General features: G+C 42.1%; 18 protein-coding genes. 7 read left to right on the top strand and 11 right to left on the bottom strand.

The genetic code is table 11. The features are described 5' to 3' along the window. Positions 1–68: 68 nt before the first annotated feature. Positions 69–803, top strand: a complete 735-nt coding sequence (gene rlmB, locus CJ305_RS09100; protein ID WP_099645962.1) for a 23S rRNA (guanosine(2251)-2'-O)-methyltransferase RlmB — start codon at positions 69–71, stop codon at positions 801–803. On the opposite strand, the gene CJ305_RS09095 is transcribed toward rlmB, so the two are convergent. After that, entirely contained in the window at positions 800–1,513 is a 714-nt protein-coding gene (locus CJ305_RS09095; protein WP_099645961.1) for a rhomboid family intramembrane serine protease, read from the bottom strand. The genes rlmB and CJ305_RS09095 overlap by 4 nt on opposite strands. 156 nt (positions 1,514–1,669) lie before the next feature. Here CJ305_RS09095 and CJ305_RS09090 point away from each other — a divergent pair, with 156 nt between their 5' ends. After that, positions 1,670–2,947: a replication-associated recombination protein A gene (locus CJ305_RS09090; RefSeq protein ID WP_099645960.1), complete on the top strand. Its 1,278-nt coding sequence runs from the start codon at positions 1,670–1,672 to the stop codon at positions 2,945–2,947. An 86-nt stretch (positions 2,948–3,033) separates the two neighbouring features. Here CJ305_RS09090 and CJ305_RS09085 read toward each other — a convergent pair whose 3' ends face one another. From CJ305_RS09085 to radC, 4 genes are all read right to left on the bottom strand, one after another. Next, positions 3,034–3,912, bottom strand: a complete 879-nt coding sequence (locus tag CJ305_RS09085) for a hypothetical protein (protein ID WP_099645959.1) — start codon at positions 3,910–3,912, stop codon at positions 3,034–3,036. 142 nt (positions 3,913–4,054) lie between these two features. Next, a complete protein-coding gene (locus tag CJ305_RS09080) occupies positions 4,055–4,747 on the bottom strand; it encodes a YjjG family noncanonical pyrimidine nucleotidase (RefSeq protein WP_099645958.1) in 693 nt (230 codons plus the stop codon). Next, positions 4,740–6,044 carry a polysaccharide deacetylase family protein gene (locus CJ305_RS09075; protein WP_099645957.1) on the bottom strand — a complete coding sequence of 435 codons (1,305 nt, stop codon included), beginning with the start codon at positions 6,042–6,044 and terminating at the stop codon, positions 4,740–4,742. The genes CJ305_RS09080 and CJ305_RS09075 overlap by 8 nt, the downstream gene beginning before the upstream one ends. 51 nt (positions 6,045–6,095) lie before the next feature. Further along, complete coding sequence (radC, locus tag CJ305_RS09070; RefSeq protein ID WP_099645956.1) at positions 6,096–6,794, bottom strand: RadC family protein; 699 nt, start codon at positions 6,792–6,794, stop codon at positions 6,096–6,098. A 106-nt stretch (positions 6,795–6,900) separates the two neighbouring features. Between radC and CJ305_RS09065 the strand changes: the two genes are divergently transcribed. Beyond that, the gene (locus CJ305_RS09065) at positions 6,901–7,344 is read left to right on the top strand and encodes a DUF1569 domain-containing protein (protein ID WP_099645955.1); all 444 of its coding nucleotides are present in this window, start codon (positions 6,901–6,903) and stop codon (positions 7,342–7,344) included. Between the two features lie 2 nt (positions 7,345–7,346). Here the strand turns inward: CJ305_RS09065 and CJ305_RS09060 are convergent, their stop codons facing one another. The 6 genes from CJ305_RS09060 to CJ305_RS09035 form a co-directional block, all read right to left on the bottom strand. Continuing rightward, positions 7,347–8,699, bottom strand: coding sequence for a UDP-N-acetylmuramate--L-alanine ligase (locus CJ305_RS09060; RefSeq protein ID WP_099645954.1), 1,353 nt, complete (start codon positions 8,697–8,699; stop codon positions 7,347–7,349). A 166-nt stretch (positions 8,700–8,865) separates the two neighbouring features. Then, complete coding sequence (locus CJ305_RS09055; protein WP_099645953.1) at positions 8,866–9,819, bottom strand: tetratricopeptide repeat protein; 954 nt, start codon at positions 9,817–9,819, stop codon at positions 8,866–8,868. Positions 9,820–9,897: 78 nt separating this feature from the next. Then, positions 9,898–10,422, bottom strand: coding sequence for a DUF4136 domain-containing protein (locus tag CJ305_RS09050; protein WP_099645952.1), 525 nt, complete (start codon positions 10,420–10,422; stop codon positions 9,898–9,900). 68 nt (positions 10,423–10,490) lie between these two features. After that, positions 10,491–11,504: a GTPase ObgE gene (gene obgE, locus CJ305_RS09045; protein WP_099645951.1), complete on the bottom strand. Its 1,014-nt coding sequence runs from the start codon at positions 11,502–11,504 to the stop codon at positions 10,491–10,493. A gap of 29 nt (positions 11,505–11,533) precedes the next feature. Next, positions 11,534–11,926: a four helix bundle protein gene (locus CJ305_RS09040; protein ID WP_099645950.1), complete on the bottom strand. Its 393-nt coding sequence runs from the start codon at positions 11,924–11,926 to the stop codon at positions 11,534–11,536. Between the two features lie 86 nt (positions 11,927–12,012). After that, the gene (locus CJ305_RS09035) at positions 12,013–13,119 is read right to left on the bottom strand and encodes an adenylate kinase (protein ID WP_099645949.1); all 1,107 of its coding nucleotides are present in this window, start codon (positions 13,117–13,119) and stop codon (positions 12,013–12,015) included. A 191-nt stretch (positions 13,120–13,310) separates the two neighbouring features. Here CJ305_RS09035 and CJ305_RS09030 point away from each other — a divergent pair, with 191 nt between their 5' ends. The 4 genes from CJ305_RS09030 to CJ305_RS09015 all read left to right on the top strand — a co-directional run bounded on the left by CJ305_RS09030 (position 13,311) and on the right by CJ305_RS09015 (position 17,760). After that, a complete protein-coding gene (locus tag CJ305_RS09030) occupies positions 13,311–14,468 on the top strand; it encodes a 5-(carboxyamino)imidazole ribonucleotide synthase (protein ID WP_099645948.1) in 1,158 nt (385 codons plus the stop codon). A 5-nt stretch (positions 14,469–14,473) separates the two neighbouring features. After that, positions 14,474–14,953 (top strand): 5-(carboxyamino)imidazole ribonucleotide mutase, encoded by a 480-nt coding sequence (gene purE, locus CJ305_RS09025; RefSeq protein WP_099645947.1) that lies wholly within the window; start codon positions 14,474–14,476, stop codon positions 14,951–14,953. A 217-nt stretch (positions 14,954–15,170) separates the two neighbouring features. Beyond that, entirely contained in the window at positions 15,171–17,201 is a 2,031-nt protein-coding gene (locus CJ305_RS09020; protein ID WP_099645946.1) for a M3 family metallopeptidase, read from the top strand. 40 nt (positions 17,202–17,241) lie between these two features. Further along, positions 17,242–17,760 carry a hypothetical protein gene (locus tag CJ305_RS09015; RefSeq protein ID WP_099645945.1) on the top strand — a complete coding sequence of 173 codons (519 nt, stop codon included), beginning with the start codon at positions 17,242–17,244 and terminating at the stop codon, positions 17,758–17,760. The last annotated feature ends 3 nt before the right edge of the window (positions 17,761–17,763 follow it).

The raw sequence follows: 17,763 nt of genomic DNA, 5'->3' as shown, positions 1-17,763 counted from the left end.
CTAAAACCACCCCTAACCGGGTGGTTTTTTTATTTCTACATCCACCAAAACAACACTACCTTTGCCCTATGTCAAAAACAACTCACATATACGGCACACGTGCCATTATAGAAGCCATTAACGCAGGTAAGGAAATTGGTAAGATTTATTTACAAAAAGGCCTCAGCAATCCGCTTTCTAAAGAGTTAGAAACACTAATTCGTAATCACGGTATTTCGGTTTCTTATGTACCACAGGAGAAACTTTATAAACTATCTGATCAAAATCATCAGGGAGCCATTGCTACCATCTCCCCCATTCAGTTTGCAGACTTTGAAGCAACAGCAGAAGCTGTTTTAGCAAACGACAAACCTGCCCTGTTTTTATTACTTGACCAACTCACAGACGTACGTAATTTTGGCGCGATCATACGTACCGCAGTTTGCACCGGAGTAGATGCGATCATCGTACCCAAATCAGGAGGTGCTCCCGTCACAGATGATACGGTAAAAACTTCTGCCGGAGCCATATTCAACATTCCAATTTGCAAGGTTGATCATATAAAAGATGCCTTATTCTATCTTCAGGGTTCGGGTGTACAGGTGGTAGCAGCTACCGAAAAAACCGAAAACTCCATTTATGATTTGGATTATACTAAGCCTACGGCTTTAGTAATGGGAAGTGAAGGAAAAGGAGTTACGCTCGGCGTTTTAAAACTGGTTGATCACAAAGCAAAATTACCCATGGCCGGAACAATAAGCTCGCTCAATGTATCGGTTGCCTGTGGTGCCTTTTTATATGAAATCGTAAGGCAGCGCAGTTAATTTGGGCTTTGAGTATCGTCCTCATCTTCTTCAGGAGGTGGTGGATCTATAAAATTTCCATCCGCATCAAATTGACGCAGAAAAGGATCTTCTTCAGTATTGTAATCCTGATCTTCCCAGGCGTACTTAGTGGGTTTTGGGATTTTTGATCGAATGACAAAAGCCAGAATAGTTCCGGTTATAAAACCGCTCAAATGGCCTTCCCAACTCATTCCTTCCTGCAAGGGTAAAGTCCCCCAAATGAGACTTCCGTAGAGAAAAACCACAATTAATGAAAAAGCCGTAAGCCTAAAGTTCTTTGACCAAATTCCTTTAAAAAAAAGAAACGAAGCAAGACCATAAATCACACCGCTCGCACCTATGTGATATGCTTCCCGACCAATAAGCCAGGTCCCCACTCCCGCTCCCAGAACAATTATACCCAGAACCTTCCAGGCTACTCCCCTGTAGAAATAAAACAATCCACCGGTTAGAACAACTGCAGGTATGGTATTATGCCACAAATGACTTAAAGTGGAATGGATAAAGGGGGAAAAAATAATCCCTCTCAAACCTTTGGGACTTCGGGGCAAAACTCCAAAGGGAGTGAAATTATAGCCAAACCGAAGTTCAAACCAAAAAACCAGCCAGATCAATAAAGCAAAAGCAAGAGGTACCCACACCACTTCGGGCGTAAATACCAGCGTATTTTTAGATGCTTTTTGATTCATGCTACTTGCTTTAAGGCTAAAGTTAGCCATTGAAAATCTGTGCTCCCCCAATTCATTTTCTTGATCAGCTCTTCACAGGTTTAGCAATTCTTCAGCCAAAATCATAAAGTAAGCAATACTGTCAGTTTATATCCCCTATTTGAATAATTTTGAATTATGAATGCACCACTCGCAGAACGCTTACGCCCAAAGAATTTAGACGATTACCTCAGCCAAGAACATTTGGTAGGGGATAAAGGCTCGCTCACTTCTTCCATAAAGTCAGGGATCATCCCGTCACTCATTCTTTGGGGCCCTCCCGGTGTGGGAAAGACCACCCTCGCCTCTATCATTGCCGAAGAATCTAAACGCCCCTTTTACACCTTAAGTGCTATTAATAGCGGAGTGAAAGATGTACGTGAAGTGATTGAAAAGGCCAAGCAAGCCGGCGGACTGTTTACACAAAAGAACCCTATTCTTTTTATTGATGAAATTCACCGATTTAGTAAATCCCAACAAGATTCATTATTAGCTGCCGTTGAAAAAGGCTGGGTGACTTTAATTGGTGCCACAACCGAAAATCCTTCTTTTGAAGTGATCCCTGCATTGCTGTCCCGTTGTCAGGTTTATGTACTTAACCCTTTTTCGGCAGATGACCTGCGCGCGCTCTTAAAACGCGCAATGACTCAGGATGCGGTATTAGCAAAGAAAAACATAAAGCTTAAGGAGACCGAAGCCCTACTGCGTATAAGCGGGGGTGACGCCCGCAAGTTGCTCAACATTTTTGAGCTTTTGGTCACCACCGAATCTTCAGAAGAAGTAGTTATCACTAATGAAATGGTGCAGCAGAAAGTGCAGCAGAATACGGTGATGTACGATAAAACCGGGGAGCAGCATTACGATATCATTTCAGCCTTTATAAAATCCATCCGCGGAAGCGACCCAAATGCTGCTGTTTACTATTTGGCCCGAATGATTGAAGGCGGGGAAGATCTTAAATTTATTGCTCGCCGACTCATTATTTTGGCTTCAGAAGATATTGGCAACGCCAACCCTACAGCCCTGGTGATTGCAACCAACTCCTTTACCGCTGTGAACACGATTGGCTACCCCGAGGCTCGTATTATTTTAAGTCAGTGCGTGACCTATCTCGCAACTTCCCCTAAAAGTAATGCCTCTTATATGGCTATCAACAAGGCTCAGCAATTGGTCAAACAAACCGGTGATCTCCCGGTACCTTTAGCGCTACGTAATGCCCCTACAAAACTGATGAAAGAACTGGGTTATGGCGAGGAGTATAAATATTCGCACGATGGAGCCGGGAATTTTATAGCGCAGGAATTTTTACCAAAAGACATCAGCAATCATAAATTATACGATCCCGGTGATAATGCCCGGGAAGAAGGAATACGCAAGTTTCTAAAAAACCGTTGGGGAAGTAAATACGATTATTAGCGATTGCTTTTCCGGATAATAGAAAAACAAGACCCCACATTCAATACTGAACTGTGGGGTCTTAAATTCTAAAAATTTATTTTCCGTTATCGGGTAAATACCATTTTAACAAGCCCGGAAACACCCTTAATTTCACGTTCAACGGTAAACTCACTTCCGTTATAATATCCAATACCGGTAAACTCTGAAGTGCTAACGAGATACGAACCATTTGAAGTTTTAGTGGCAGTTCCTATCTTGGTTTCTCCTTCATAAACATCAAAACCGTTACTTACGGGTTTTAAACTGTAACTGCCATCCTCGCTTACCAGATTGCTTACAACATCCTTCTCAATAAGGGCCTCATTTTCATCAGGCTTTTGCTTCGGGGTATTTTGCTCAACCACTTCCAATACCTCTTTAACTTCGGTATTCCCGTTTTTTGGCACAGCCGAGACTTTAACCGTTTTGGTTTCTACTTTTTGCGGCATTGTTTTACGGGCCTCAGGAATGAGGGTTTCAGTTTCCTCTGTCACTTCAGCACTTTCCACGATCTCATCAGAATAGGTATAACCCAACTCTTCTAAACCTTCAAAAGCTCTCCTGAAAGCCTCCTGATGTCCTGCCTTAAATTCCTTGATTTTACTTTTACCTTCGGGAAGCTCAAATATTTCCTGTCCCTTGCAATTGACCAAAATGATATTCGCTTTGGTACTCAAAAAACCGCTCACATCTGCCCGTGCATACAAGGTATTACATCCCGATGCATTTAAATCTGCAGGCAATTCTTCATTCTCTAGGTAGGCATCAAATCCCCACTTAATAAACAAAAACCGGGTTAATGCATTGAGGTCATATTGACCGGCCTCATCCTGAAAATCAAATTTTTGAGGCACTACGATGTATTTATAGTCTTTAAGATCCTGAGCCTGAAGACCGGCAACACCTATTAAAGCAATTATTGCAATACTTAGTATTTTTTTCATCTATTTAAATTTTGTTATTAGGCTATAATCTTAGTTTTGATTAGAGCACTGGTATTCATTGGTAAATGCCCGGTAAGGGCGTTCTTTGCCACTCTTTTAAATTCGTTTCAGAAGATAAAAAACAAAATGTACATTTTACATTTTATAAATATATTTTAACAGCATCTATTCGGTCTATGACGCGTTCCCCGCTATTTAATTTTTCATTGTGATAATTAAAAAATATGGTTTGCATACCTATATTTTGAGCCCCTAAAATATCAGCCTCGTAGGTATCGCCAACCATAACGCTTTCTTCTACACGAGCATCAGCCACTTTAAGGGCGTGCATAAAAATTTTTGGATCGGGCTTTTTCACTCCCACGGCCTCACTGCTCGTCACGGTTTTAAAATACCGGTCTATTTTAGAATTCTTCAGTTTCAAATGCTGAACTTCTTCAAAGCCGTTGGTGATAATATGCAAATCGTAACGAGCTTCCAGCTCTTCAAGCAACTCTAGCGTTCCGTCAAAAAGATGGTTGTGTCTGGGCAAAAAATCAATATAATCCACAGACAGTCTATTGATTAAAAAATCGTCAATCTGAATACTCAGAGCATCAAAACTCTTTTTCAGCCTGCCATACCGCAACTGCTCTTTCGTCACCCGAGCCTCTCTGTAATATTTCCAGTATTCAAAATTGATGGGTTTATAAACTTCCAAAAATTGAGAAACCGGTAAATCAATGCGGTTCTTCTCAAATATCGCCTGAAACGCCAGTTCAGAATTTCGATCAAAATCCCACAACGTGTGATCCAGATCAAAAAAGACGTGTTTTATTCCTTCTAGTTTATGCATTGACCAGTTCTCTAAAAAATTGTTTCCATTGCCCCTGATCCTGTCCTTTTCCGGTTACTGACTTGTTACTAAAGCTAAACACAAAGGTCCCATTCACCTGCTCTACCTCTCTTTTTATACCGAAAAACACATCAAGCCGCTCGTTTAGTTCCTTTGCATCAAGTTTCTGAGCTTCAAAAGCGTCAGGCTGAGAACAAATAGGATGAAGTTTTAAGGGTGTTATGCTCTCATAATCCAGATCGTAAAAGAAAAAGGGAGTACACGTACCAGCCCTAAAACCCATAACATTGGGATAGCCCATTGAGTAATCATTTTTCGCTTCAAGCTGAATCATCTCCCTGTATTGCACCGGCAGACTTCCCATATTACTCGAACAACGCGCAGCATTCAGGGGTTTATTGATAATGCTTTCCAAACGCTTTTTTTCGATCTTCATTTGCTTTTTTGACTCCAAGGCTTCCTTTGAAAACAGCAAACCGATCTCACTGTAGTCTCCCACCATTTTTATGAGTTCACGAAAACTGCGCTTGTTGAAGCGAATGTTTTTGGTATAGGTCGAATAGTCTCCAAGCTGAAAGAAAAACAGGAACTTAAATCGGGCATTTTTTTGAACGTTGATAAGCCAGCTAAATGTATCGTACGGGTCTTTACGCAGATGTAAGCTCACTTTAAACCGAAGCCAAACCCGCTGAAAACGAAGCCTGAAAATATCGCTAAAGAAGCCACTTACCCAACGCATGATTCCCATACTATTAATCTCGTAGGCCTGCTCCACATCTACGAGCGCCTGAAATGAAAATTTACGTTCCGGAAAATTATAATTGGGATAGTGTTCTTTAAGAGCTTCTTTAAAATAGCTCGCCCAGATATCTACCACCGGTTGGTTTAAAAAATCCTGCTGATACCCTAAACTTTCAGTAGCCGGAAAACGCCCCATCTCATCCTTAACGTGGGGAAGAAATTCTTCATACCGACTTAAAAGAATAAAAGAAGCCGCAAAAATATCAAAGGGAAGCACACTCTTGGGGCCGGTTACAAAGAAACATTTGGTGTCCCGCCAGGGCTGTACCTTGATTTCCATATCGGTAATGCCCTGCTCGAATAAAACTTCCTGACTTTTAATGAAAAGCTCCTTACCCAATGGCTTATTGGTATACGAAAGTTTAAGACTATCGTGCACAATAAACTCATCAACGGCACTGGTAAATTTTACAGGTATACCCAAAATATAGGTACAGATATGCTTAAACGTGTAGCGTAATCTGGGTGTAATCTTATGGGTATAAACTAGGAGCATCTATAAATTCTTAATGGCAAGTTCTGCATTTTTCTATTAAGGGCGAAAGAATTACAGCAAACCTTCATCTGCAAAGCTAAAGTAGGCTTTTTCAGTAATGATTAAATGATCGAGAACTTTAATATCAAGGGCGGAAGCAGCGATTTTAAGTTTTGAAGTGATGTCCTTGTCCGCCTGACTGGGTTTGAGGGTTCCACTGGGGTGATTGTGTGCCAAAATGATGGATACCGCGCCGGTCTCAAGCGCTTTTTTCAAAACCAGTCGCACATCAACCAGCGTACCAGTCATTCCACCTTTACTGAGTTGATGCTTGTTTAAAATGACATTGGAATTATTTAGGTATAATATCCAGAACTCTTCGTGTCCCAGTTCTCCTAAAATAGGTCTAAGCACTTCATAAACCGTATGGCTTCCGGTGATTTTTGAAGGTTCTTCAGCTCCTGCGGCTCTTCTTCGGCGACCCAATTCCATCGCCGCCGCGATAGTAACCGCCTTAGCCTCGCCTACTCCTTTAAACTCCATCAATTGAGCGATGCTAAGCTTTCCCAGTTTATTAAGATCGTGGTCGGCTGCTGCCAAAATGCGTTGACTCAAACTTACTGCTGTTTCATTGCGGCTTCCGGAGCCTATCAATATCGCTATAAGCTCTGCATCGGTAAGTACATCTTTACCTTTTTGTAATAATTTTTCACGCGGACGGTCATCAAGAGACCAGTTTTTAATTGTAAAATTTGATTTAGCCTCGCTCATACCACAACGCCCTAAAAGTTATAAACTGGATCGTTTCCGCTTTGCGGAATAACTTAGCTAAATTTAATTCATGTAACTTTAGTTCAATGATTTAAAACCGAATTTTATGCAATCGCTATTTGATCAAAAGGCCTATAACGAAATTCAGCAACGCGTTGCTGATCTCAAACAGGAAACCACACCGTTGTGGGGCAAAATGAATGCGGGACAAATGCTGAAACATTGCCAGAGACCTCTGGAAATAGCTGTCTACGATAAAGATTTTGGGTTAAAATCGAATTTTCTTATCCGAGCATTCTTCAAAAAAAGTATGTATAATGACCGCCCCTTTATGAAGAATATGCCAACTCCGAAGGCCTTTAAAATTACTGAAACCGTAGATTTCAAACACGAACGCGACAATCTGCTCAAACTGATTGATGCATTTTATAATTTACGCGACAAAGAAGATTGGGTACCACATCCCGTTTTTGGCAAATTAACAACGGAACAATGGGGTAAAATGCAGTACAAACACCTTAATCACCACCTCAACCAATTCAAGGTTTAGTTTTAAAGCATATTTTGAACCTCATCAAAATTGAGTCCGCCGTAGTTACCGCTACTCATTAAGAGCAGTACGCTATTATCAAATTTTTGACTTTCTAAATAGCTTTTAAAAGCCTCGGCATTTGTATAAATGATCAAATCATCCCGCTCAAAAGCTTCGGCAATTTGCTCCTTACTAATCGCTTCAAGTTTTTTGATGGCCACTGCATCAGGCGAAAAGAAAACCACCGCTTCATCGGCAGCGTCCAGGGCACCTTTATAGCCTTTTATAAATTCGGCATTGAGACTGCTGTAGGTATGTAGTTCTAAACAGGCAACGAGTTTACGCCCAGGAAACTGATTTTTAACGGCTTCAGTTGTTGCTTTTACCTTTGAAGGTGAATGGGCAAAGTCTTTAAAGGCAATATTGGTAGCGGTTTCTCCTATTTTCTCAAGCCGCTTTGCCGCACCCTTAAAACTTGCGATGGCTTCGTAAAAATCATCTTCATCTACACCCATATGCTGGCATATCCATTTGGCACCTGCCAGATTACTTAGGTTGTGTTTCCCAAAGACTGAAATAGGCATAGATCCTTCAGGAGTTTCCAAAAGCGTTTCCCCATTTTCAATGGAATATTCGGGAGTGGTATACGCGTGCTTGCGTGTAGGGGCAGTAGCTGCTTCTGCAATTCGTTTTACCTCAGCATCTTCTTCATTATAGACTAAAATGCCACCGTGGGTAATGCTGTCTGCAAAAATGGAGAACTGCTCCACGTATTTTTCGTAGGTAGGAAACACATTCACGTGATCCCAGGCGATCCCACTTATCAACGCGATATTGGGTTGATAGAGGTGAAATTTTGGTCTGCGGTCTATGGGCGATGACAGGTATTCATCTCCTTCCAGCAAAATAAAATCATTCTCCTGGGTAAGGTGAACCATCGTTTTAAAACCGGGCAATTGTGCACCTACCATAAAATCAACCTCGCGATCATGATACTGCAACACGTGCAAAATCATAGAAGTGATGGTGGTTTTACCATGTGAACCTCCAATGACCACGCGGGTCTTTTCTTTAGACTGCTCGTATAAAAACTCGGGATAGCTGTAAATTTTCAGGCCGAGTTCCTGAGCTTTAAGCAACTCGGGATTATCGGGTTTAGCGTGCATTCCTAAAATAACGGCATCCAGATTCTCATCCAGTTTTTCAGGAAACCAGCCCAATTCTTCAGGCAATAAGCCAAACTCATCTAACCGGGAACGTGAAGGTTCAAAAATAGCATCATCGCTACCGCTGATTTGATATCCTTTATGATGAAGAGCCAGAGCTAAGTTGTGCATGGCACTACCGCCAATCGCTATAAAATGTACGCGCATTCTTTGAAGAATTTCCAAATGATTAAGTGTAGCGCAAGTTACTAAAAGCGACTCCTAACTAAAACCGAAGAACAGAAATAATTGAGAGTATAATCTCTAGTTTAAACAAGGATCTAATCCTGTTGAAAGCTTAGCATACGCATGGTGAAAAAGCAACAAAATCTTTCTACATTGCGTCTATGCGCTCCTTTTCTTCCAAAGCCTGATCAAAGTCTGGCAAATCTGCCAGTGACAAATTGATGTGGTAATTAGCACTGCTTTTGTTACCCAAATTGCGGTAAATCTGCGCTATGCGGAAATGCGCCCAACTAACAGGGACGCCATCTTTGATAGAATGATTGGCGATATATTGTTTAAGACTGGCCAGCCCCAACTCGGGCTTGATGTTGAATTCGGCACAAATCTTACCAATCTGATAATTGGTTTGATTGCGGTTATGGATTTTAAAGCTTTTTTGAGCTGCACTTAGCGCTTTTCCGGGAGCATTGTCTTTCTCATAGAGATCGATTAGCTTCTGGTATGTGGTAGGAGAACCGCCCACCTCGATGGCTTTGAGGTATAATTTTTCGGCCGCTTTCATATCATTCTGCTTTTCGGCGACGTAGCCTCGAGAAAGATAACCGTCTACGGGAGAAATTTTTTGCAATTCCATCGCATAACTTTCCGCTTTGCTGAAGCTTCCTCCTAAAATCCCGGGAAGCTGAATGTACAATTCTACCAGCGCCCAGCGGGTTTCAATGTGCTTCGGGTCTAGTTCTGCAGCTTTCGTAAAATGATCCTTGATATCGTCAATATAGGTCAGCGCCCTGATTTTGCTGATGTTAAGCGCCTTCATACCGAGCGCTCCGCCGTATTTAAAATGGTAGTTAGCACTGTTCGGTTTTTCTTCAACTAAAGGCTCGTAATAACCTAAAGCTTCATCCCATTTTTTTTGATGCGCAGCAATATCCCCCAGATACTCACGGGTAGCTGCGTGAGCGGGATTGGTCTTTAAATAGGATTCAAAAAAAGGTTTGGATTTAGTATACTGCCCGTTCTCAAAATACTTTAAAGCTTTATAAAAATCTGAGGTTTGGGCAAATGCCGAAAAGCTTAGAAGGAAAAAGAGTATAAACCGCATAATTGATTGTTTGAGCCAAAACTAAACAAAAAACAGACCAGAAATTTTAAGCAGGTTGGTTATTTAAAAAATCCTTCCTTAATCGCGTTGCGGCGGAAAACCTTCAAATACCTTCTGAGCCAGTTTGGTATAGTAGCTCACCCGGTCCTGCGGATTGGTATTTAGCGCGATATTGCTGTCGCTTACTGCCTGCCACACCAACATATCGCGGGCTGCTTCTACGAGATCAAAAGTAATCGTCTGATGCTCTTTAGATCCGCCCAGCGGAATTCCGGCGCCTACGCTGACTCCGGTGCCATAAGTACCCCCACCAACGCCAATACCTACAGAATTTTGAGGTTCTTCCCGGTATTGTGAAGCGATGATGTTGATCAGCAAATCAGGCTTTTCGACCTTTTGAAAGCCCTTTTGCTGCATAATTACATCAACGGCATCCATAAGCCGGTTTAAATCAAGCTGACTTAAACCCGACTGCATATCGGGCATGTAATTATAGGTTTTATAGGTATTGAAATTAACTTCTTCATCGTAGTCGTAGTCCACGCGTGTGCTTCCGCAGGATATCAAACTAAGCACGACCAGCAGAATAAAAAAATGCTTCATAATATCTTTTCTTTTAAAAGTAGACATTATGAAGCATCTCTTAAGTCAATAAAATCCTAAATCTAAGACTACTCACTAACTGCCGGGCGATTGAGCATCGCCCACAAACGATCTTTCAATTCGGTAAGACCTTGCTGGGCCACCGAAGAGATAAATAAATATTCTACCGGAAGACTTTTATCCAGTTCTTTTTTTAGTTCGGCTTTTAATTCAGCATCAAGCATATCGCATTTGGTTATGGCGATAAGCCGGTCTTTATCCAGCAACTCGGGATTGTACTTCTCCAGCTCGTGAAGCAAAATACGGTACTGCTCAGCAACATCAGGCGCATCTGCCGGAATCATAAACAGCAAAGTCGAGTTGCGTTCTATATGTCTTAAAAAGCGGTAACCCAGGCCCTTTCCTTCTGCGGCTCCCTCAATGATTCCGGGGATGTCTGCAATGACAAAAGTTTGAAAGTCGCGGTACTGCACAATACCCAGATTAGGCTTAAGCGTGGTAAATTCGTAATTGGCAATTTTCGGCTTTGCCGCAGTAATAACGGAGAGCAAGGTTGATTTCCCGGCATTGGGAAAACCTACCAGGCCTACATCGGCCAATACTTTTAATTCAAGGGTGATATCTACCTCAACGCCATCCATACCGGGCTGCGCGTAGCGCGGAGTTTGATTGGTTGCGGTTTTAAAATGGTTGTTTCCAAGTCCGCCCATTCCGCCCTGAGCTACAATAAACTCCTGGCCTTCTTCGGTGATTTCCTTTAGAACTTCCTGAGTTTCGGTATCGCGAATAACCGTTCCCAGCGGCACCTCAATGATTACATCTTCGCCATCTGCCCCGGTACTGGTTTGTTTACCGCCATTCTCACCGTGACCGGCTCTAATGTGGCGCTTAAACTTCAAATGGAGCAAGGTCCACAAATTGGGATTTGCTGTGATGATAATATGACCGCCACGTCCACCGTCACCGCCGTCCGGACCTCCTTTGGCCACATATTTTTCGCGGCGCAGGTGCGCAGAGCCTGCTCCTCCTTTACCGGAAGAAACGTGCATTTTTACATAATCAACAAAATTACCTTCAGTCATATTAAAATTTACTGTTTTCGGTTTTGGGTTTACTGTTTAAACTTTACCCCTTTATAATCTGTTCTACTTAAATAACTGATAAATGATCCAAGTTTGGCACTTATAACATCACAGCTTTCTGCTAATTCTTTGTAATCAGTTTCCTGAATTAAACCCTTATCGTAAGATAGGTGTAGTTGAGATTTCAATTCTGAACAGGAACCTTTCGCAAAACCCAAAAAATTACGGAATTCTAAATTTCCTGATCTTCCGAAGCCTTCTGCTATATTATCCATTACAGAGCCTGAACTACGATCCATTTGATTAAAAAGTGAATACCTTTTCCCGAGACCTGTGGTGAGAAATAAGTTTTCGAGCTTTTGACAAAGCTTTCTTGCTAATTGCCAAACCTCTAAATCTTCAAACCTTTCAATCGTCGCCATAGGTAAAAATAAGTTTCTTATCTAGACATTACCTCTTTTAACTCAGAGACAAACAGTAAACGGCAAACGGCAAACTTTAAACCAATTTACAATCCATCTATGACTGCACTCAGTCTTTCCGTGATCTCGTCAATGGCACCTACGCCATCAACGCCGTAGTACTTATCCTGCTTTTGGTAATAATTCTTGAGAATTGCGGTCTCATCATAATACACTTTGATGCGGTTGCGAATTACAGTTTCATCAGCATCATCCTTTCGCCCACTGGTCTTACCGCGTTCTAATAAGCGCTTTACCAAAATTTCATCATCAACCTCCAGAGCGATCATCGCCGATACCGCCGTGCCCTTTTTCTCAAGTAGCGTGTCCAAAGCATCGGCCTGAGCGGTCGTTCTGGGAAAACCATCAAATATGAATCCGTTTGCATCAGGCGTTTTATCAACCTCAGCGCTTAACATATCTATCGTCACACTGTCGGGAACAAGCTGCCCCTTGTCAATATAGGACTTGGCCAGTGTGCCTAATTCAGTCGCATTTTTAATGTTATAGCGAAACACATCACCGGTAGAGATGTGTTCCAGATTGTATTTTTCCTTTAAAAAAGAGGCTTGTGTTCCTTTTCCCGCTCCGGGAGGGCCAAACAATACCAGATTTGTCATTTTGGTGGTTTTAAGTTTATAAATCGCGTTGAGGTTACGCCCCAAACCGTTATAATCAAGGCCGTAGCCTACAATAAAATCATTGGGAATCTCAAGCCCCACGTAATGTATTTTATATTCTTTGGTATACGAACCCGGTTTAAAAAACAGGCTGGCAATGCGAAATTTACCCACACCCCCACTTACCAGCATATCGGTGATTTTCTCAAGAGTATTCCCGCTATCCACAATATCTTCAACTACAATCACGTCTCGATCTTCCAGATCAACATCAAGCGGAATGTGCGTAATAACCTCTCCGGTGCTGGCGGTACCATCGTATGAACTCAGTTTTAGGAATTCAATCTCACAATCGCCTTCAAAACGGCTCAGCAATTCGGTTGCAAATTTATACGCCCCATTAAGCACCACAATAAACAAAGGTTCTTTACCTGCAAAATCGGCATTGATTTGCTTTGCAACGCTGTCAATTGCCTGTTCTAATTTTTGCTGAGAAATGTATTCTTCAAAACTGAGACCGCGTAAGTGTATCATGGGTTCTGACCGTGTTTGAGCTAAGCCGCAAAGATACATATTACAGGTGAATATACCGGTGCCCGTATTTGTTTAGAAATCGGGTATCTTTCTGTGTTTTTAAGAAAGTATTTAACCCGCTCCTTAGCCATTCTCTGGCTAAAAAGTTACTTTTGTAACCTTAAATTTTCAGCCTTTAACATACGTATTTCATGACTTCCTATTTTTCTTCAGATTTTAAACTCGCCGTGGTAGGCGGTGGTCAACTGGGCAAAATGCTGCTTTATGAAACCCGTAAATTTGATATTCAGACCCGTGTTTTGGATCCAAGTCCGGAAGCTCCCGCACGATTAGCCGCAAACTATTTTGAACAAGGTGACCTTATGGATTTTGATACCGTTTATAACTTCGGGAAAGAAGCCGATGTGATCACTTTTGAGATCGAAGCCGTAAATGTAGAGGCTTTGGAGCGTTTGCAGGCGGAAGGAAAAAGCGTCTATCCCGCTCCCGAAACCCTTCGGAAAATTCAAAACAAAGGCGATCAAAAAGATTTTTATACCGAAAAAAACATACCTACCGCACTTTATACCCGTTTTGAAAAACTGGAAGACTTAAAACTTTCATTAACTGCAAATCAAATCAGTTTTCCATTTGTGTGGAAGAGTACCACTGGAGGTTACGACGGAAAAGGCGTGCAGGTTGTGCGTAAGCAGCAGGATCTTGATAAACTTGCAGATGTTCCTTGCATTGCCGAAGCGATGATTCCGTTTAAAAATGAATTGGCAGTTATTGTGGTGCGTAATCCAAAAGGCGAGGTAAAAACCTATCCCGTTGTGGAAATGGAATTTCATCCGGAAGCTAACCAGGTAGAATATGTGATTTGTCCGGCTCGCATTGATGAAGCTGTGGCCAAAAAAGCGCGTGAGGTCGCCACCAAAGTCTCCGAAGCTTTTATGCACGTAGGATTACTGGCTGTGGAGCTTTTTCAGACCGAAGACGACGAAATTCTCGTTAACGAGGTCGCGCCACGCCCGCACAATAGCGGTCATTACAGCATAGAGGGCAGTTATACCAATCAATTTGAGCAGCATCTCCGTGCGGTTTTAAATCTGCCTCTTGGCGAAACCGCCAGTAAAACAGGTACTGTAATGGTCAACCTCGTTGGCGAGGAAGGTTATCAGGGTGATGTGTATTATGAAAAAATTCAGGATATTTTAGCACTTGAAGGGGTTACTCCACACATTTACGGGAAACGGGAAACTCGCCCTTTTCGGAAGATGGGACACGTGACCATAGCCAACAGCGATCTGAGTAAAGCCCGGGCTATCGCCGAAAAGGTAAAACAAACAATACGCGTAATTACAAAATAAACAGCATGGTAGGAATTATAATGGGAAGCACCAGCGATATGCCGGTGATGCAAAGTGCAATAGACGTATTAAAGCAATTGGGTATTGAGACCGAAGTAGATATCGTGTCTGCCCATCGCACGCCAGACAAGCTTTTTGACTACGGAAAAAACGCCCACGAGCGCGGTATTCAGGTCATCATTGCAGGTGCAGGTGGCGCGGCTCACTTACCCGGAATGATCGCCTCGCTGTCTCCCCTTCCGGTAATTGGTGTTCCTGTAAAATCCCGAAATTCAATTGATGGCTGGGATTCGGTGCTTTCAATTCTGCAAATGCCCGGGGGAGTGCCGGTTGCTACCGTTGCGCTTGATGGGGCTCAAAACGCCGGGATTCTTGCAGCACAGATTTTAGGCGCTTCAGATAAAGCGGTACGCGATCGCATTTTGGCATTTAAAGAAGGGCTAAAAGAAAAGGTGATCGCCGGAGCGGCATCCCTTAAAAAATAAAAAGAGCCGCGTAAAACACGGCTCTTAATAGACTGTCTGGGTGAAATTATATGTATTTATTAACCATTCTAAATATTATTAATCAAACCTTCTACAACAGATCTATGCTAATATTTTTGTTAGGCAATACAAAGTTAAAGTAAAATTTTGGTTGTATTCGTTAAAACAATCATATTTCTAGCTTAAATACATATTATTCACAAACACGACTGAAAAATTGAAAAATTCAGAAAATATACTACTCAAAGATTTTAATCTCGTACCATTTGGCTCATTTTCAGATGCTGACTATAAAGAGGCGATTTTAGACGGCATTGATAAAGCCCGAAAAGAAATCGATGAAATCACTCAAAATACCGAATCACCAACTTTTGAAAATACTATCGCTGCCCTAGACTTTGCCGGTCTGCATTTAGACCGTGTGACCAGCGCTTTTTTTAACATCAACAGTGCCGAGACTAATGAGACGATTCAAAACATTGCTCAGGAGGTTTCACCGCTTTTATCTGAATTCTCAAACGACATCACCCTCAACGAAGCCTTATTTAAACGGGTAAAAACCGTTTATGATTCGCGCGAAACTTTAGACCTCAACCGCGAACAACAGGTGCTTTTAGAGAAAAAATACAAAGGCTTTGCCCGTAATGGGGCCAATTTACCCGAAGAGAAAAAAGCACGCTTACGCGAAATAGATACCCAGCTCTCAAAGCTTGCACTCACTTTTGGTGAAAATATCCTTGCGGAAACCAACAAGTTTGAACTGCATATTACTGACGAAAAAGACCTTGCTGGTTTACCGGAAAGCACCATAGAATCTGCAACACAAACCGCTGAAGAAAAAGGAAAGGAAGGCTGGATTTTCACCCTTGAATATCCCAGCTACATTCCGTTTATGAAGTATGCTGAAAATCGCGAACTGCGCAAGCAGATGGCTATTGCCTTTGGAGCTAAAGGTTTTCACGGCGATAAGCTTGACAATCAGGAAAACGTACTCAAAATCGTAAACCTGCGTCACGAACGCGCTAATCTGCTAGGCTATAAAACGCACGCGCATTTTGTTTTGGAAGAGCGTATGGCCAAAAGCCCTGAAAACGTAAACCGCTTTCTGGAAGATTTACTTGAAAAGGCAAAACCGGCCGCCGAACTTGAGTTTAAACAACTGGAGCATTTTGCCAAAGAACGCGACGGCATTGAGCAGTTGGAGAAGTGGGACAGCGCATTCTATTCTGAAAAGCTGAAGCAACAACTTTTTGAACTGGATGACGAACTCCTGAAACCCTATTTTAAACTCGAAAACGTAATTGACGGCGTCTTTACTGTTGCCAAAAAACTTTATGGTTTGCGTTTTGTAGAGGTTTTTGACGTACCCAAATACCATAAAGATGTCAAGACGTATCAGGTTTTTGATGAGATGGACAATTTTATGGCAATTTTCTATGCGGACTTCCACCCACGACCCGGGAAACGAGGTGGTGCCTGGATGACCCAGTACAAAGGTCAGTTTAAGAAAGACGGCCAAAATGAGCGCCCTCACGTTTCTAACGTGTGTAACTTCACCAAGCCAACGCCTTCAAAACCTTCATTGCTTACCTTTAATGAGGTCACTACCTTGTTTCACGAGTTTGGTCACGGTTTACACGGAATGCTCGCCAATACCACCTACCCCAGTTTATCAGGACCATCGGTGTTTTGGGATTTCGTAGAATTGCCCAGTCAGATTTTAGAAAACTGGTGCTATGAGCCGGAAGCTCTGGAGCTCTTTGCTAAACACTACGAGACCGGTGAGACCATCCCGATGGTGCTCATCGATAAAATTAAGAAAGCTGCCAACTTTCAGGAAGGGATTCAAACCCTGCGTCAATTGAGTTTTGGTATTTTAGATATGTCCTGGCACGGAGCAGACCCCAGCGGTATTACCGATGTAAAAGCCCACGAACTTGCTGCCTTTGAAAACACCAAACTTTATCCTGATGTAGCCGATAACTGTATGAGCGTCTCCTTCTCCCATATTTTTCAGGGTGGATATTCGAGCGGATACTACTCCTACAAATGGGCCGAAGTGCTGGATGCAGATGCTTTTGCCTACTTTAAGGAAAATGGTATTTTTAACGGAGAGGTTGCTCGTAAATTCAGGGATCATATTTTGTCGCAAGGCGGAACTGAAGATCCGATGGTGTTGTATAAGCGCTTCCGCGGAAAAGAACCGAATCCCGAGGCTTTGTTGAAAAGAGCAGGGCTTGTTAAATAGAATAGCCACGGGTGACTTTATCGGTTATAAATTTTGAAAAATGAGATTTGTATTCCTAAGCCTACTGTTTGTTATTTTGAATTCGTGTCAAAATGATAGTATCCGTGGAAACTGGGGAAAATGCAATCCCGATGGTGGCTATTGGAACTATACATTGACCGATAGCATTTTAGTACTTGCTGTGAAAAAACCGAATCCCTTCATTGAAATCTGCAATGTCACGTACATCGATGAAGGGATTATAATTTCTGATGCTAAGCAAACAGAAATAAAGCTAATGACCAATCCCGATACGTTAAAAATCCTTTTCATTTCTTCAGACTCCTTAAGGCTTCAAAGCACGCAAACCGGAGACCAATTTGAATTGTCTAAAGCCGATTTCAGGCTTGATCCCATTGATTTCAACAACTATAAATCCTGGAAAAAGGAATCTCTGGCAAAGTTTGATGAGTATGCAGCACGGGTTAATTGTGCTGAACTAGAAGAAGACATACGTTCGCTTAATTTGGATGAATTTAAAGAAGAGGAAATAAAGATATATGTTCGCGATAATCACTAATTA

This window comes from Leeuwenhoekiella nanhaiensis, assembly GCF_002744755.1.
Classification (GTDB): domain Bacteria; phylum Bacteroidota; class Bacteroidia; order Flavobacteriales; family Flavobacteriaceae; genus Leeuwenhoekiella; species Leeuwenhoekiella nanhaiensis.
Note: the sequence above shows the minus strand (reverse complement) of the source record. Positions and strands in the feature narration are given on the sequence as shown.

Bases quoted from the DNA above. Each gene is read 5' to 3' on its own strand.
- rlmB (WP_099645962.1), top strand. From the start codon at position 69: ATGTCAAAAACAACTCACATATACGGCACACGTGCCATTATAGAAGCC.
- CJ305_RS09095 (WP_099645961.1), bottom strand. From the start codon at position 1,513: ATGAATCAAAAAGCATCTAAAAATACGCTGGTATTTACGCCCGAAGTG.
- CJ305_RS09090 (WP_099645960.1), top strand. From the start codon at position 1,670: ATGAATGCACCACTCGCAGAACGCTTACGCCCAAAGAATTTAGACGAT.
- CJ305_RS09085 (WP_099645959.1), bottom strand. From the start codon at position 3,912: ATGAAAAAAATACTAAGTATTGCAATAATTGCTTTAATAGGTGTTGCC.
- CJ305_RS09080 (WP_099645958.1), bottom strand. From the start codon at position 4,747: ATGCATAAACTAGAAGGAATAAAACACGTCTTTTTTGATCTGGATCAC.
- CJ305_RS09075 (WP_099645957.1), bottom strand. From the start codon at position 6,044: ATGCTCCTAGTTTATACCCATAAGATTACACCCAGATTACGCTACACG.
- radC (WP_099645956.1), bottom strand. From the start codon at position 6,794: ATGAGCGAGGCTAAATCAAATTTTACAATTAAAAACTGGTCTCTTGAT.
- CJ305_RS09065 (WP_099645955.1), top strand. From the start codon at position 6,901: ATGCAATCGCTATTTGATCAAAAGGCCTATAACGAAATTCAGCAACGC.
- CJ305_RS09060 (WP_099645954.1), bottom strand. From the start codon at position 8,699: ATGCGCGTACATTTTATAGCGATTGGCGGTAGTGCCATGCACAACTTA.
- CJ305_RS09055 (WP_099645953.1), bottom strand. From the start codon at position 9,819: ATGCGGTTTATACTCTTTTTCCTTCTAAGCTTTTCGGCATTTGCCCAA.
- CJ305_RS09050 (WP_099645952.1), bottom strand. From the start codon at position 10,422: ATGAAGCATTTTTTTATTCTGCTGGTCGTGCTTAGTTTGATATCCTGC.
- obgE (WP_099645951.1), bottom strand. From the start codon at position 11,504: ATGACTGAAGGTAATTTTGTTGATTATGTAAAAATGCACGTTTCTTCC.
- CJ305_RS09040 (WP_099645950.1), bottom strand. From the start codon at position 11,926: ATGGCGACGATTGAAAGGTTTGAAGATTTAGAGGTTTGGCAATTAGCA.
- CJ305_RS09035 (WP_099645949.1), bottom strand. From the start codon at position 13,119: ATGATACACTTACGCGGTCTCAGTTTTGAAGAATACATTTCTCAGCAA.
- CJ305_RS09030 (WP_099645948.1), top strand. From the start codon at position 13,311: ATGACTTCCTATTTTTCTTCAGATTTTAAACTCGCCGTGGTAGGCGGT.
- purE (WP_099645947.1), top strand. From the start codon at position 14,474: ATGGTAGGAATTATAATGGGAAGCACCAGCGATATGCCGGTGATGCAA.
- CJ305_RS09015 (WP_099645945.1), top strand. From the start codon at position 17,242: ATGAGATTTGTATTCCTAAGCCTACTGTTTGTTATTTTGAATTCGTGT.